This is a genomic window from Lysinibacillus sp. GW247-5R2A (assembly GCF_059424475.1).
In genome coordinates, this window is sequence record NZ_JBWKZL010000006.1 from 108510 (window position 1) to 124405 (window position 15896).

General features: G+C 38.1%; 13 protein-coding genes. 1 reads left to right on the forward strand and 12 read right to left on the reverse strand.

What is annotated here, in order from left to right; all coding sequences use genetic code 11:
- Nucleotides 1-50: 50 nt before the first annotated feature.
- The 4 genes from AC07YC_RS11070 to citZ all read right to left on the reverse strand — a co-directional run bounded on the left by AC07YC_RS11070 (nt 51) and on the right by citZ (nt 4353).
- Entirely contained in the window at nt 51-491 is a 441-nt protein-coding gene (locus tag AC07YC_RS11070) for a MaoC/PaaZ C-terminal domain-containing protein (protein WP_336635410.1), read from the reverse strand.
- A gap of 282 nt (nt 492-773) precedes the next feature.
- Nucleotides 774-1712, reverse strand: a complete 939-nt coding sequence (mdh, locus tag AC07YC_RS11075; protein WP_008176851.1) for a malate dehydrogenase — start codon at nt 1710-1712, stop codon at nt 774-776.
- Between the two features lie 183 nt (nt 1713-1895).
- Nucleotides 1896-3158 carry an NADP-dependent isocitrate dehydrogenase gene (gene icd, locus AC07YC_RS11080; RefSeq protein WP_025114483.1) on the reverse strand — a complete coding sequence of 421 codons (1263 nt, stop codon included), beginning with the start codon at nt 3156-3158 and terminating at the stop codon, nt 1896-1898.
- Nucleotides 3159-3237: 79 nt separating this feature from the next.
- Nucleotides 3238-4353, reverse strand: coding sequence for a citrate synthase (gene citZ, locus AC07YC_RS11085; RefSeq protein WP_025114482.1), 1116 nt, complete (start codon nt 4351-4353; stop codon nt 3238-3240).
- A gap of 238 nt (nt 4354-4591) precedes the next feature.
- Here citZ and AC07YC_RS11090 point away from each other — a divergent pair, with 238 nt between their 5' ends.
- A complete protein-coding gene (locus AC07YC_RS11090; protein WP_336635408.1) occupies nt 4592-5557 on the forward strand; it encodes an AI-2E family transporter in 966 nt (321 codons plus the stop codon).
- Here AC07YC_RS11090 and AC07YC_RS11095 read toward each other — a convergent pair.
- The 8 genes from AC07YC_RS11095 to AC07YC_RS11130 all read right to left on the reverse strand — a co-directional run bounded on the left by AC07YC_RS11095 (nt 5541) and on the right by AC07YC_RS11130 (nt 15869).
- A complete protein-coding gene (locus AC07YC_RS11095; RefSeq protein ID WP_008176844.1) occupies nt 5541-5930 on the reverse strand; it encodes an FxsA family protein in 390 nt (129 codons plus the stop codon). The two genes, AC07YC_RS11090 and AC07YC_RS11095, sit on opposite strands and share 17 nt — an antisense overlap.
- Nucleotides 5931-6156: 226 nt before the next feature.
- Nucleotides 6157-7917 (reverse strand): pyruvate kinase, encoded by a 1761-nt coding sequence (gene pyk / locus AC07YC_RS11100; RefSeq protein WP_336635407.1) that lies wholly within the window; start codon nt 7915-7917, stop codon nt 6157-6159.
- Between the two features lie 25 nt (nt 7918-7942).
- Nucleotides 7943-8902, reverse strand: coding sequence for a 6-phosphofructokinase (gene pfkA / locus AC07YC_RS11105; RefSeq protein ID WP_008176840.1), 960 nt, complete (start codon nt 8900-8902; stop codon nt 7943-7945).
- A gap of 312 nt (nt 8903-9214) precedes the next feature.
- Complete coding sequence (locus AC07YC_RS11110; protein WP_008176839.1) at nt 9215-10171, reverse strand: acetyl-CoA carboxylase carboxyltransferase subunit alpha; 957 nt, start codon at nt 10169-10171, stop codon at nt 9215-9217.
- Nucleotides 10164-11021 carry an acetyl-CoA carboxylase, carboxyltransferase subunit beta gene (gene accD, locus AC07YC_RS11115; protein WP_008176835.1) on the reverse strand — a complete coding sequence of 286 codons (858 nt, stop codon included), beginning with the start codon at nt 11019-11021 and terminating at the stop codon, nt 10164-10166. Before accD ends, AC07YC_RS11110 begins: the two co-directional genes overlap by 8 nt.
- Before the next feature lie 24 nt (nt 11022-11045).
- Nucleotides 11046-11687: a FadR/GntR family transcriptional regulator gene (locus AC07YC_RS11120; protein ID WP_036119555.1), complete on the reverse strand. Its 642-nt coding sequence runs from the start codon at nt 11685-11687 to the stop codon at nt 11046-11048.
- 132 nt (nt 11688-11819) lie between these two features.
- Nucleotides 11820-14903, reverse strand: a complete 3084-nt coding sequence (gene dnaE / locus AC07YC_RS11125) for a DNA polymerase III subunit alpha (RefSeq protein WP_494919379.1) — start codon at nt 14901-14903, stop codon at nt 11820-11822.
- A 21-nt stretch (nt 14904-14924) separates the two neighbouring features.
- Nucleotides 14925-15869 (reverse strand): DHH family phosphoesterase, encoded by a 945-nt coding sequence (locus tag AC07YC_RS11130; protein ID WP_336635405.1) that lies wholly within the window; start codon nt 15867-15869, stop codon nt 14925-14927.
- Nucleotides 15870-15896: the final 27 nt, after the last annotated feature.

Here is a 15896-nt window from a genome sequence, read left to right on the forward strand (position 1 = left end):
ATAATGCCTCCGTTAGTGATTTGAAACCCCCATTTCAAACCTCAAGACGTCTATAATGCAAGTGGTGGTGTCACCAACAACATACCTTCAATCACAAGCTGCTTTTGCTCATTATAAGAGTGTACAGACACAGTAATCGTATTTTCGTATTTATTGACTTCTGTTACCTCTAAAAGCGTATCAAACAATTCATAATGATAGAGAGGCCCTAAATATTTTAAATGTTGCTCAATAATTCGTGCACCTGGTCCTGGAATATACTTTGACACAGCTGAAGTAATAATACCATTTAACATGATGGTCGGGACAATCGGTTTTTCAAAAGGTGTCATCGCCGCATAATCATGTTGAATATAAAGTGGATTACTATCGTTCGTGAGCCCTAAATACAGCAACAGATCTCTATCCTCAATCTTTTCAGTTATATGGATCTTTTCGCCAACTGTAATTTCATCGATTGTCAGACCAAGTTTACTATTTTTTTGAAGCAAAGATACGCCAACCCCTTTTCTATCATACTACATTCATAGTATCAATTTTATGCCAAAAGTACAACGAAAAGCCGAAGTACCTTAACCCTATCACACTTATGCACAAAAAAACGAGCAGGAATTACCTACTCGTTTTCTTAATTCAGCAAATACTCATGTACCGATATTGAAACTTCAGATATTGAGACATTGCTTATATTTTTTTCGATAGCTGAAATAGGGAGATCGACATGCTGCCCTAAAGACTCTGGCGGCAAGCACCTTGAGTCGGACATCATTAATCTACACTAAAATTTTCATGACGTTGCGTACTGCATCTGCCGATTGGTCTAAAGCTGCTTTTTCTTTGTCTGTTAACTCAAGCTCAAAGATTTTTTCAATACCATTTTCGCCAAGTAATGTAGGAACACCCAGATATAAATCGCTATAGCCATATTCACCTTCTAAATAAGCAATAGATGGTAGAATACGCTTTTGATCTTTAATAATAGCTTCAGCCATTTCAATCAATGCTGCAGCAGGTGCATAGTAGGCAGAACCGTTTCCAAGTAAGTTAACGATTTCTGCACCACCATTACGAGTGCGATCTACGATAGCTTCTAGACGTTCAGCAGGGATCAATGTTTCTAATGGAATACCACCTGCAAATGAATAACGTGTTAAAGGCACCATCGTATCTCCATGACCACCTAATACAAAACCAGTAATGTCTTTTACTGAGACATTCAATTCTTCTGCAACAAATGCACAGAAGCGCGCCGTATCAAGAACTCCAGATTGACCGATAACACGATTTTTTGGGAAACCAGTTTCCTTATAAACTGTATAGGTCATGGCATCAACTGGATTAGTAAGGACAATAATTGTGGCATTTGGTGAATGTGCGGCAATCTCTTTGGACACTGTTTTCATGACGCCTTGGTTGATTTGTACAAGATCATCACGACTCATACCTGGTTTACGGGCTACCCCAGCTGTAATAATGACTACGTCAGAATTAGCTGTATCTGCATAATTTGATGTACCTTTTACATAAGCATCAAAGCCTTGTATTGGCGCTGCTTCCCACATATCTAGAGCTTTTCCCTTTGTAGGATTTTCTGCTTGTGGGATATCTACTAATACAACGTCACCAAGTTCTTTCTGAGCTGCTAAAAAAGCTGCGGTAGCACCTGTAAATCCTCCACCGATTACTGATAATTTTTTTCGTTTCAGAGACATTTGAATACGCTCCTTTAAAATGGGGTTATATATTTTAAAAGAGGGAGGAGAAATACATCTCACTCCCTCGATTAAACAAGTTCATCGTAAATATTTTATTTAACGAAAATTCACTTTTACCCTAATTATATCGGCATATAAAAGCATACTTTTACGTGAAAATTTCTATATCAGAATAGAAAATTATAAGTTTTTGATTAACTCATTAGCGAATTCTGAACATTTCACTTCTGTAGCGCCGTCCATTAAACGAGCGAAGTCATAAGTTACAACTTTAGAAGAAATTGTATTCTCAACAGATTTAGTGATCATGTCAGCAGCTTCTTGCCATCCTAAGTGTTCAAGCATTAATACACCTGAAAGTAATACTGAAGATGGGTTTACTTTATCTAAACCAGCATATTTTGGAGCTGTACCGTGAGTAGCTTCGAAGATCGCATGTCCAGTAACATAGTTAATGTTAGCTCCTGGAGCGATACCGATACCACCAACTTGTGCAGCAAGTGCATCAGAAATATAGTCACCATTTAAGTTCATTGTAGCTACTACATCGAACTCAGTTGGACGAGTTAAGATTTGTTGTAAGAAGATATCAGCGATAGAATCTTTTACTAAGATTTTGCCAGCTGCTAAAGCATCAGATTGAGCTTTGTTTGCTGCTTCTTCACCTTGTTCAGCTTTGATTGCATCGTATTGGTTCCATGTGAAAGTTTGATCAGCAAATTCTTTTTCTGCTAATTCATAACCCCATTTTTTGAATCCACCTTCAGTGAATTTCATGATGTTACCTTTATGAACTAAAGTAACAGATGGGCGTTTATGTTTAATTGCGTATTCGATAGCAGAACGTACTAAACGCTCAGTACCTTCTTTAGATACAGGTTTAACACCGATACCAGAAGTTTCTGGGAAACGGATTTGATTTACACCAAATTCAGATTGTAGGAAGTTGATGATTTTTTGAGCTTGTTCTGAACCAGATTCGAATTCAATACCAGCGTAGATGTCTTCTGTGTTTTCACGGAAGATAACCATATCAACGTCTTCTGGGCGTTTAACTGGAGAAGGCACTCCATCAAAGTGACGTACTGGGCGTAAGCATACATATAAGTCAAGTTGTTGACGTAATGCTACGTTAAGAGAGCGGATACCACCACCGATTGGTGTAGTAAGAGGACCTTTGATTGCAATTAAGTATTCATTAATTTTGTCTAAAGTTTCTTGTGGTAACCATTCACCAGTTTGGTTAAATGCTTTTTCACCAGCTAAAACTTCTAACCATTCAATTTTCTTTTCACCGTTATAAGCTTTTTCTACTGCTGCGTCGATTACGCGTGATGCTGCTGCCCAGATATCTGGACCAATTCCATCACCTTCGATGAAAGGAATTACTGGATTATTTGGTACATTAAGTACGCCATTTTCAACTACAATTTTGTTTGACATTCTGTTGCCTCCTAAATTCATAATCATAGGACTGTGTTAGTGATAACACAGTCCCAAACATTCTAGCATATTTTCCAAATTAGCGCTCGCTGATTGGAACATATTTTTGCATGCCTGGTCCAACATACTCAGCACGTGGACGGATTAGGCGGTTATTTGCATATTGCTCAAGGATGTGTGCCACCCAACCTGAAGTACGTGATACTGCGAAAATTGGTGTGAACAGGTCATGATCAATACCTAAAGAATCATACACTGACGCAGAGAAGAAATCTACGTTAGCTGGTAATTTCTTTTGTTCAACGATCATGTCATGGATTTTAACTGACATTTCATAAAGCTCTGGTTTACCAGTTAGTTCAGTTAATTTTTTAGACATTACGCGTAAATGTGGTGCACGAGGGTCGCCTTTGCGATAAACGCGGTGACCGAAGCCCATGATTTTTTCTTTGTTGTCTAATTTATTTTGAATGTAAGATTCAACATTTTCAAGTGAGCCAATTTCAGTTAGCATCTTCATAACTTGCTCATTTGCTCCACCATGAAGTGGTCCTTTTAAAGCGCCGATTGCTGCAGTTACACCAGAATAAACGTCTGATAATGTAGCTACACATACACGTGCAGTGAATGTAGATGCATTTAACTCATGGTCAGCATGCAATACTAGTGCTTTGTCGAATGCTTCAATTTCAATATCTGCTGGCTCTTCGCCTTTAAGCATGTATAAGAAGTTTGCCGCATATCCTAGTTCAGGTTTTGGTGAAACTGGTTCTAAACCTTTACGAACACGTGCAAATGCAGTTACTACTGTAGCAATTTTAGCTTGAAGACGAATTGCTTTACGGTAGTTTGCTTCTGGATCCATAACATCCGCTTCTTCATCGAATACACCAAGTAAAGATACTGCAGTACGTAGTGCAGCCATTGGATGTACAGTTGAAAGTGGGTATGTTTTGAATTGGTCGACAATCGCTTGCGGAATTGACATATTGTCTGCCAATTGTTGTTTTAACTCAGCTAGCTCGTCCGCTTTTGGTAAACGAGTATGCCATAACAAGTAAATTACCTCTTCAAATGACGCATTTTGTGCTAAATCATCAATGTTGTAACCAACATATGTAAGTGTGTCATCGATAATTGAACTGATTTTAGATTCCGCTGCTACGATACCTTCTAATCCTTTAGTTGCTGACATAAATTATCGCTCCCTCATATTTATATTTTGTTGTAAATGCGTTTTTTTCTTGCATTTACGATTTTTGCTCATATGAACCATTAAGTAAATCGCTTACATTGCTATTATAATCATTTTTGACAGCTTTGTGAATGAAAATCCTCCAAATAAAGAAAAAGACGTCCGAACGACTATATATTTGTCCTAAAGAGATTTTATTGTATTTTTTGACATTATGATTTGAGGTGAATTTGTTAAAATGAGGAATTTAAAGTATTTTTCATACGAAAGAACCACAAGTATTTTACTTTTCATTTTTTATTTAGTCATACTTTGGTTTGTATTACCAGTATCACTTGCGATTTTTTTGTCATTTTCGACGTACCCTGTCATAAATTTCTTGCATAAATATTGTAGGGTTGCCTATTGGATAGCAGCAATAATTGTGGAGGTATTGATTTTAACTTGTATTTTTTTGCTTGTCGTCATATCCATCAATAGTGTGATTGTTATCTTTCCGGAGATTCGTAATACATTACAAAACTTCCCACTTTTCAGTGAATATGAATCGATGTTTATACAAGTTTTAAAGGAGAAATCACTTTCTATTTTTGATTCGATCATCATATATACAGCTGATCTTTTCCAATTATTAATGAAACATGTCATTGAGGTATTCATTTTCTTGGTAGCTTATTACTTCGCTCTCCTAGAAACGCGTAAATCACGCTATTGGTTTTTTCAATATGTGCCAAAGAAATTTCGTCAAGAGTGGCAATCACATTTCGCGAAAATCATGCAACTTTTCCATTATTTTTTATATGTGGAATTTCAATTATTTACAATAACCTTACTTATTCTTTGTGGAGGCTTTATGATCCTTCAATTTGAACAAGCTATTATTAAAGCTTTTATAGTAGCCTTCGCAGATGTCCTGCCATTTTTCGGTATCGGTGTATTTCTTGTGCCGATGAGTATTTATTTTTATTTCAATGGAAATACATTTTTATGTGTAGCCATTTTACTGTTGTATTTATTTGTACAATTAACAAGGCAGCTAGCTGAATCAATGCTTTGGTCTAACACGCTTCAATTACGTACATTCCATACATTTTTCATCAGCGCCGCCTCTATTTTATTATTTGGCTTTTATGGAATATTACTTAGCCCGATCTTTTTATTTTTAGCGGTTAAGCTAAAAGAAAACTCTATCTTTGAACGATAATAAATTGACCTTTTTTCATTTTTTTACGCATCCAATAATAGACAACGGGTTGGAACATTTTTCGTGAAAAAGGCAGAAGCAGTAGTAAACCAATAAGATCCGTCATAAATCCCGGTAATGCTAAAAGCAGTCCACCACTAAAAGTTAATAATGTATCAACCAACGCAGATCCTGGAGCCTCTCCACGTGCTAATGTATTTTTGACATTTTGGACAGAATTCATACCTTTATTTTTCATTACATAAACCCCAAGTACACTAGTGGCAATAATGAGTAATAATGTACTTAAAACACCAATGTTTTGTCCAATAACTATTAATAACGCCAATTCGGCTAATGCGTAGACAATGAAACCAAGAAAAATTTTTCGCATATTTTTCTCCTTTCTACTTGAAAAGGTATACCTTTTATACGTTATTATAGCCCATTTAGTTTCATAAAAAAATGAATGCCTCTCATCAAATAATACCAAATCACTTATCTTTCCTGATGGAGATATAAAAAGTAGCTTTCCATATAGCACGAAATATAGTTAATTTGTACAACCCTTATTAAAAAGCTCTAGTACAACAAATCGCACTAGAGCTTTTTGTTTATAATTAAAGAACGCTAGCATGTCCTTTATAGATAACGCCTGTTTCAGCGTCCATCGTAATTTCTTGACCATGGCGTAATAATGTTGTTGCTTCTTTTACGCCTACAATTACTGGAATACCAAGACTTAGTCCAACTACTGCAGCATGACTAGTTAGTCCACCTTCTTCAGTAATTAGCCCAATGCAATTTTCTATTGCTGGCATCATTTCACGGTCTGAACCAACTGTTACAAGGATACTTCCTTCCGTATCATAAGCAAGTGCCTCAGCCGCATTTTTAGCAATAACCGTTTTACCTACAACCGATGCCTTGCCAATCCCTTGCCCACGAGCAAGTAAATCGCCAATAATGTGTACTTTCATTAGGTTTGTAGTACCCGCTTCACCCACTGGCACACCTGCTGTAATTACAACAGCATCACCATGTGTGACAAAACTGTGTTTCAAGCTTTCATCTACAGCTAATTCTAAAATCTCATCTGTTGTTGTAACACGTTGGCAAACAATTGGGTGTACACCCCACACTAATGTTAATGTTTGGGCCGTATGTGTTGAGCCTGTTACTGCAACAATTGGTACACCAGGTCGGTATTTGGCAATCATTCTAGCTGTATTTCCACTTTCTGTTGGGGCTAATACGGCTTTGACACCTAAATTAATGGATGTATAAGCGACTGCTTGTGAAATAGCTTCTGTCATATTGGCTTCTTTTTCACGACTACGTGTAGAAACAATCGATTTATAATCTAATGAATTTTCAGTACGTTGAGCAATTTTATTCATTGTTTGTACTGACTCCACTGGATATAGACCCGCAGCAGTTTCTCCTGATAACATGATCGCATCTGTACCATCGATGATGGCGTTCGCTACATCACTTGCTTCTGCACGTGTTGGACGTGGGTTACGTTGCATAGAATCCAACATTTGAGTAGCCGTAATAACTGGTTTCCCTACTTGATTACATTTTAGAATTAATTTCTTTTGTACAAGAGGTACTTCTTCTGCTGGAATTTCAACACCTAGATCTCCACGTGCTACCATCAATCCATCGGACACAAGGATAATCTCATCGATATTATCGACACCCTCTTGGTTTTCAATTTTCGGGATGATTTGGATATGCCCACCGCCATTTTGCTCAAGTAACTCACGAATTTCAAGCACATCTTTTGCTCGACGAACGAATGAGGCAGCAATGAAATCAACACCTTGTTCAATACCAAATAAAATATCCTGTGCATCCTTTTCAGTAATACCTGGAAGTTGTACAGAAACACCTGGTACGTTGACACCTTTTTTATTTTTCAATACGCCAGCATTTTCTACAATCGTATGAATTAAACCTTTTTCAACATCTGTAGCTAATACACGTAATTGGATCAAACCATCATCAAGTAAAATAATTGAGTTTTGTTCAACATCTTCTACTAGCTGCTCATAAGTAACAGAAAAGCTTGTCTCCGTACCTTCTACTTCAGTCATTGAAATATCAATCACTTGGCCAGCTGATAAATGAAGCTCACCATTTTTCATGTTATGCGTACGAATTTCAGGACCTTTTGTGTCTAATAAAATCCCTACTGGTTTATTTAACTTTTGTGCCACTTCACGAATTAAATGAATTCGTCCCGCATGCTCTTCATGAGAGCCATGTGAAAAATTCAAGCGGGCTACATTCATACCTGCTTCAATTAATTTTTCTAATGTTTCTGGTGACTCACTTGCAGGTCCAATTGTACATACGATTTTTGTTTTTCTCATTTTTGCCCACTCCGTTTATAACAAATTATATTGATAGTTCTTTCATAAGTGTGTATAGACTTACATCTGCCTCATGATTTTTTTCAAAAGCCTCCGGCATATCATAATCGATAACCTGATGATTGCGAATACCTACCGCTCGGCCATACTTGCCTTCCATTAGTAACTCCACTGCATGTGCGCCAAACTGACTTGCCAATACGCGATCACGTGCAGTTGGGGAACCACCACGCTGAATATGACCTAATACAGAAACGCGTGTTTCTTTACCAGTCTTTTCTTTTATCAACTTAGCTAGTTCATTTCCAGACATAACGCCTTCTGCCACAATAATGATACTATGCTTCTTCCCACGTGCTGCACCACGATCTAAGCGTGCCACAATATCATCTAAATCATAATCCTCTTCTGGAATTAAGACTGTTTCAGCTCCGGCAGCAAGTCCTGCCCATAAAGCAATATCTCCTGCATCACGACCCATAACCTCAACTATGAAAGAATTTTCATGAGAAGTAGCTGTGTCACGAATTTTATCGATGGATTCTACTACTGTATTGAGTGCCGTATCAAAGCCTATCGTATATTCTGTTCCTGGAACATCATTATCGATCGTTCCTGGTACACCTACAGCAGGGAAGCCTTTTTTCACTAAATCCATAGCCCCTCTATAAGAACCATCGCCACCAATGACAACAAGTCCTTCAATTCCGGCAGCTCGTAAATTTTCAATGCCTTGTAGTTGCACGGCATCTTCTTTAAATTCTGGACATCTCGCAGAATTTAAATGGGTACCACCTCGCTGAATAATACCACCAACCGAACCTAGATCAAGTTCTTCTAAATAACCTTTTACTAAGCCCTCATAACCATGTTTAATTCCGACAACATCAATTCCATGAAATGCTGCCTTACGAACAACCGCTCGAATAGCTGCGTTCATTCCAGGCGCATCTCCACCACTAGTTAATACAGCAATTTTTTTCATTGTCGAACCTCCTGCAGTTACTATTATTATTCACATTAACATGAAAAAACAAACTATGTAAGGGTTCTGAGACTACAAAAACATAACTTTTACATAAAAAATGAAAAGAATGCGCTTTCACACACTCTTTCCATCCAAAAACATCCTAAATCTAACAAATTTTCAAGAAGTCTGACGTTCAGATTGCGTAACTAGCTTCTTTAATTTTTATAGCTTTTTAATATGTTAAGAAACAAATTTTGTCTCTTAACGAGCAAATTCATATCCCCATATTTTTGATGCTATCAGAAGATAGCCTTCCAAAAATGTGTTTTATACTTCTGTATATTGTCCGATTTTTTTGAACTTCTCATAACGATCTTCAATTAATTGTTCTCCATTTAGAGAATTTAATGCATGAAGTGTAGTGCTGATGCATTCTTTAATATAAAGTGCCTGTTTTGCTACATTGCGATGGGCACCACCAATAATCTCTGGGACGATACCATCTATTACACCAAGCTCTTTTAAATCCGGTGCTGTTATACGCATTGCTTCAGCCGCTTGCTTAGCAAGGCTACCATCACGCCATAATATCGACGCCGCTCCTTCAGGAGAAATAACGGAATAGGTTGAGTTTTCTAGCATAAAGACACGGTTTGCAACACCTAATGCTAATGCACCACCACTTCCTCCTTCTCCAATCACAATACTGATGACTGGTACTGTTAAGCCTGCCATTTCAACAAGGTTTCTAGCGATTGCTTCACTTTGCCCACGTTCTTCAGCAGCTTTACCTGGATAAGCACCTTTTGTATCAATAAAACAAATTATCGGTCGATTAAATTTTTCTGCTTGCTTCATCAAACGTAGGGCTTTACGATAACCTTCTGGGTGAGGCATACCAAAATTACGTCGTATATTTTCTTTTGTTGATTTTCCACGTTGGTGTCCGATTATTGTTACAGGTTGCCCTTCAAAAATACCTATTCCACCAAGGATTGCAGCATCATCACCAAAAGTACGATCTCCATGCAATTCAATGAAATTCTCACATATTGCTTCAATATATTGTAAAGTGGTAGGTCTTTCTGGATGTCTTGCAACTTGCACACGATCCCACGGCTTCATATTCGCATAAATCGATTGCTCTAATTGTGATAACCGTGTTTCTAGTTTCTCGATTTCACCTGTCATATCGACATCAGCTTCAGTAGCTATTGTTTTTAATTCATCAATTTTTTCTCGTAATTGGATAACTGGTTCTTCAAACGCTAAATTTTTAGACATGTTGCACGCCGCCTTTCGTATGCATTTTTACAAGTAAAGAAACTTGTTTACGTAAATCTTTGCGAGGGAAAATGGCATCAAGTTGGCCATGCTCTAATAAAAATTCCGCTGTTTGGAAATCATTTGGTAGTTTTTCTCTTACAGTTTCTTCAATAACACGACGGCCTGCAAAGCCAATTAGTGCTTGTGGTTCTGCAATATTTATATCACCAACAGAGGCAAAGCTTGCTGAAACCCCACCAGTTGTAGGATGTGTCAAAATGGAAATAAACAACAAACCTTGATCGCTATGACGCTTTAGGGCAACGCTTGTTTTTGCCATTTGCATTAAAGATAGTACACCTTCTTGCATACGCGCACCACCACTAGCCGTAAAGATAATAAATGGCACACCTAATTCAGTTGCTTTCTCTACTGCACGAGTAATTTTTTCGCCCACAACTGAACCCATGGACCCCATACGGAAGTGAGAATCCATAATGGCAACAACAATTTCTTCTCCATCCAATGTACCAACGCCTGTTAGTACAGCTTCATTCAAGCCTGTTTTTTCTTGGTCAGCTGAAATTTTCTCTACATATGCAGGGAAATTCAATGGATTGCTTGTTTGTAAATGATCGTCCATCGAAACGAATGAACCTTCATCCAAGAAATAGTCCACACGTTCTTGTGCAGTCATTTTGAAATGATGACTACATTTTGAACATACTTTATCATTCTTTTCTAGTTCTTTCGTTAATTGAATATGGCGGCATTCAGGACATTTTGTCATTAATCCTTCTGGAAATGCCTTTTCCTGTCCATCCTCTTTCTTTTTTCGATTACCACTAAATAAGCTACGTATTGCCATGTTTGACTCCCCCTTTGTTGTTGTCTAAGTGCTTTGTACAGTACTCATCCACTGCTCATAAGCTTTTAGTGCTTCTTTTTCGTACCCTAGCTGCATCGATTTCAACATAGTTTGAATGATTATTTTTTCATCTTCTGTTGAGTTTCGATTTAAACGGTCGCCATCATAAGCTGCCAATTGAAACCAGATTTTTAATGATAAACGATTACCTGTTGTGATTAAAAGTTCTCGCAATATATCACGACAATTAACCATACCTTCTAATTCTAGTTTCACAAAAAAACTATCCCACACAGGTAGTGTGCGAAGAATCTCCGTACAACTTATTACGCGAATAGCTTCCTTTTCATGAATTTGTCGCGTAAATTCGACATCTTTTTTTGATTTTTCATCTTCTAATATAAACATCGACAGGATTTCTACAAGCTGATGCTTATGTGTGGAAGCAAGAAAAGTACCGCCACCATGTCTCGTTTCTATAAGACCTAGCAATTCTAGACTTCGCAATGCCTCTCTGACAGAGGATCGCCCGACACCTAGACGCTCAGATAAGACTCGTTCGGAGGGAAGCTTTTCACCTGCTTGAATTTTTTCCAATTTAATGAGTTGACGTAGTTGTTGGACGATTTCTAAAAACACTTTTTTTTGTTCGGTTTTTTTATCCATACGACTAACTCCCCTTATCAAAAAAGTGGTCAGACCACTTTTTAACGTTGACTCTAGCTTACAAAATAACTGCTTAAAAGTAAAGAAAAAACTGCATAAAATTTAATGCAGTTTCTAAATTTTTGTTTCATTTTATATCTTTTTCGTCGCTTGCGCATGTTTTACTTTAATTTGCGGTTTTCCAAAACGTCTTTCTATAGTTCCTTCTATAAACAGAATTTCATCTTCTATTAACAAGTCTTGAACGAATTGGAAAACTTGCGGGAATAACGTAGCGGAAACAGCTCCATGCTCATCCTGTAACTGGACAAAGGCCATCTGCTCTCCTTTTTTTGTACGAATTTTTTTTACTTCTTCAATGACACCAATCATTTTCACATACGTACCATCTCGCATCTGCTTTAACTCACGACAAGTACTATTTACATCAGCCCAATATAGTCTTTCTTGTGTAACGGGATGGGCAGAAATGTAAAAACCTAAACTTTCCTTCTCATGCATCAATTTTTCCTTTTGTGGCATATCATCCACCTGCATATATTTTGGCTTTCCAAAGCTATATTCTGTAGCAGTTGATATATCGATATCCTCAGTTGGTCGTAGAAGTTCAGCGTGTTTTAAAGCAGCATCTATTGTCATAATCAGTACTGCACGGTCTTTCTCTAAATAATCTAGGGCTCCAGCATAAATTAAGGCTTCTATTACTTTCGGTTTAAAATGCTGTGCACTTAATGCCACAGCTAAATCAAAAAGATTATGCAATGCCAGAGGGTTTGATTGGCGCAAAGTATGGATATTCTCTATAAAAGTATGAGGGACGCCTTTAATTCCTGATAAGCTATAACGTATTCCCTCTTGCTCGACAGTAAAATATTTTGTACTGTCCTTTAATGAAGGGGGATAAAATGGGATACCTTTGTCCTTGGCCTCTTGCACTAGCTGTTGAATTTTATCTATATTTCCCGTCGCATTAGATAATAATGCGGCGTAAAAGCTTTGAGGGAAATGAGCCTTTAAATATGCCATTTGATAGGAAATAACACTATAGGCTACAGCATGACTTTTAGGGAATCCGTAATCGGCAAAGCGGACAATTAATTCGTACACTTCTGTCGCTACCTGTTGATCGTAGCCTTGTTTTAATGCCCCTTGCACAAAGGAAACCTGTTGCTCCTCTAGCACTTGGCGATTTTTCTTACTAACTGCACGGCGAAGTAAATCTGCTTGTCCCATTGAGAATCCTGCAAGCACAGAGGCAATTTTGATAATCTGCTCTTGATAGACAATAACACCAAAAGTCTCTTGTAAAATGGGCTCTAGCACAGGGTGAGGCATAACAACCATTTCTTTGCCGGCTTTTCGTTTAGCATAGACAGGTATAAATTCCATTGGACCTGGACGATAAAGTGCGTTTACAGCAGCAATATCTAAAAAGTGGGTAGGATGAATGTCACGTAATGCTTGTTTCATTCCTTCTGATTCTAATTGGAAAATACCTGATGTATCACCTTTTTGCAATAATTGAAAAGTCTGTTCATCATGCATAGGAATTCGTTCAAAATCAATCCACGGTCCACCGGCTTTATAAATGGACCAACGCATTTGCTCCAAAATAGTAAGATTACGTAACCCTAAAAAATCCATTTTGACGAGACCACATGACTCGATATCCCCCATCGGCCATTGTGTGCAATAGATACCTTCATGTCCATCCTCTATAGGGACTGTATTTACTAAGGGGGATGGTGCAATAACAACGCCTGCCGCATGGGTAGAGGAATTTCTCGGTAGCCCCTCTAATTTTAGCGCTACGTCAAACCATCGCTGATGTTGCTCATCCTCAGAGAGCCAGACCTGCAAATCATATGATTCTTCAAAAGCCTTTTGTAATGTAATGCCTGGTTTATTCGGTATCATTTTCGAAATTTTTTCCAATGTCTCTGCGCCGAAACTAAATACTCTCGCGACATCTCGAGCAACTGCTTTGGCAGACAATGTACCGAATGTAATGATTTGCGCTACATGGGCTTTACCATACTTTTGTGCAACGTATTGGATTACTTGATGTCGTTTACTATCGACAAAATCAATATCTATATCAGGTAAAGATATCCGTTCAGGATTTAAAAATCGTTCAAATAATAAACCATAGGCAAGGGGGTCCACTTGCGTAATAGCTAAACTATAGGCAACCAGTGACCCAGCGGAAGAACCACGACCAGGTCCAGTCAATATGCGATTGTCTTTCGCAAAGCGCATAAAATCAGCTACTACTAAAAAATAATCAGCGAAGCCCATTGAACATATTATTTCAAGCTCATATTGTAATCGTTCTCGGTAACCATTCGGAATATCCATCTGGTTGAACCGCCCCTCTAATCCGGCAAATGCTTCTTTAACAAGTAAGCTCTCAGCTGTTTCACCATCTGGCACAGGAAATTTAGGCATTTGTACAGACATTTCTGGGATGATAGCGTGACAGCTAGCAAGCATTTGTCCACAAGATTCAAGCCACTCTGGTCGATCAGCAAACCAACTTTGCCACTCCTGTGCTGTAGGTGCAAAATAACCTTGTAAATTAGCTGTTAGCATCGTATCGCCAAGCTTGTCTCCTGTATCGATAGCTCTTGCTACCTCGTATGCAAAATGATCATCAGGACGTAAAAAATAACAGCTTTGAACGGCTACAAGTGGGATCGTCTGCTCTTCACACCACTCTATAAGTTCTTTCTCATTAGCTTGCGTTACCCCTCCAGGTCTGGTAATTCCCATATAAAAATGATGCTGAAAGAGATGGGCTAAGGCAGATACTAAAGCCTGCCAATCTTCTACATCACCTATATCATCAGAAGAAAGTAATGCCAAGCAGCCTGCTGCATAGCCCTCTAGCCATTTCCAAGGCAGCACTTCATCTTCCCTAATTGAAACTGCACTACTTATCTTCAATAAATGCTGATAGCCCTCCTCAGATTGCGCATACAGCACAAGAGGGAACACTTTGTCATGCCATTGCACATTTATAGAAAGGCCAATGACAGCATGTATATTTGCTTGCTGCATGGCTTTACAAAAAGGCAAAAGCCCGTACAATTTCGTATTTACGATTGCACAGGCTTGTGTCTTTTGTTCTTGTAAAAAAGGAATCAATTGCTCAAGCCGAATTGTGCTTTTCAATAAATCCGCGCTCGTATGCATCTTTGTGTATACGTGTGTCAAATGAATCCCTTCCTTTTCTTTTTAATGATACGCTTTACAAATCTCTTGTAATCTGTCGATGACGTCATCTGCCTCTTTCCATGAATAAGCCGTAGCTCCAGAAGCGAGCGGATGTCCACCACCATTAAACTCTTTTGCTAATGTATTAATAATAGGACCCTTCGAACGTAAACGCACACGAATTTGATCCTCTTCTTCAATAAATACAACCCACGAACAGATCCCTTTAACACTTCCTAGGCATCCTACCAGCAACGATGCCTCTGATGGTACAACATCATGTTCTGCTAATAATTCTTTTGTTAGCTTTACATGGGCTGCTCCATACTCATCCATTGTAAAGTTCTGATAAATATAGCCTTGTAAATTCAGCAGTTTTTGCTCCATTTCATACATACCATCAAAAATTTGATTTCGATCAAAATCATATGTAATCAGGTCTGCGGCTACTTTAAATGTCTTAGCAGTAGTACTTGGGAATTGGAATCTACCTGTGTCCCCTACAATTCCTGCAAATAATAATCGTGCAGCAGTATCTGACAGTTGCCAGTTCGCCACTGCCTTACCTTCCTCATACAGCTCGTAAATCATTTCACTGCAAGAACTTGCTGCCGTATCCACCCATAAAAGATCACCATAGGCATCATCATTTGGATGATGATCAATTTTAATCATCATTTTTCCCTTTGTATAGCGTTGATCGTCAACACGTTCTGTATTAGCTGTGTCAGTCACAATGACTAAAGCATGTTCATAAACGTCATCCGCTACTTGATCCGGCTGTGCCATAAATGTTAAAGAAGCATCATGGTCTCCTACAGCAAAAACCTTTTTCTCCGGATAATTTGCTAAAATCAATTCTTTTAACCCAAGTTGTGAGCCATATGCATCTGGATCTGGTCGTACATGACGATGAATAATGATTGTTTCATAGGCAGCAATTGTGTCGATGATTTGTCTTTTCACAATAAATTCCTCCAAAATGATAGTAAG

Bases quoted from the DNA above. Each gene is read 5' to 3' on its own strand.
- mdh (WP_008176851.1), bottom strand. From the start codon at position 1,712: ATGTCTCTGAAACGAAAAAAATTATCAGTAATCGGTGGAGGATTTACA.
- icd (WP_025114483.1), bottom strand. From the start codon at position 3,158: ATGTCAAACAAAATTGTAGTTGAAAATGGCGTACTTAATGTACCAAAT.
- citZ (WP_025114482.1), bottom strand. From the start codon at position 4,353: ATGTCAGCAACTAAAGGATTAGAAGGTATCGTAGCAGCGGAATCTAAA.
- AC07YC_RS11090 (WP_336635408.1), top strand. From the start codon at position 4,592: ATGAGGAATTTAAAGTATTTTTCATACGAAAGAACCACAAGTATTTTA.
- AC07YC_RS11095 (WP_008176844.1), bottom strand. From the start codon at position 5,930: ATGCGAAAAATTTTTCTTGGTTTCATTGTCTACGCATTAGCCGAATTG.
- pyk (WP_336635407.1), bottom strand. From the start codon at position 7,917: ATGAGAAAAACAAAAATCGTATGTACAATTGGACCTGCAAGTGAGTCA.
- pfkA (WP_008176840.1), bottom strand. From the start codon at position 8,902: ATGAAAAAAATTGCTGTATTAACTAGTGGTGGAGATGCGCCTGGAATG.
- AC07YC_RS11110 (WP_008176839.1), bottom strand. From the start codon at position 10,171: ATGTCTAAAAATTTAGCGTTTGAAGAACCAGTTATCCAATTACGAGAA.
- accD (WP_008176835.1), bottom strand. From the start codon at position 11,021: ATGGCAATACGTAGCTTATTTAGTGGTAATCGAAAAAAGAAAGAGGAT.
- AC07YC_RS11120 (WP_036119555.1), bottom strand. From the start codon at position 11,687: ATGGATAAAAAAACCGAACAAAAAAAAGTGTTTTTAGAAATCGTCCAA.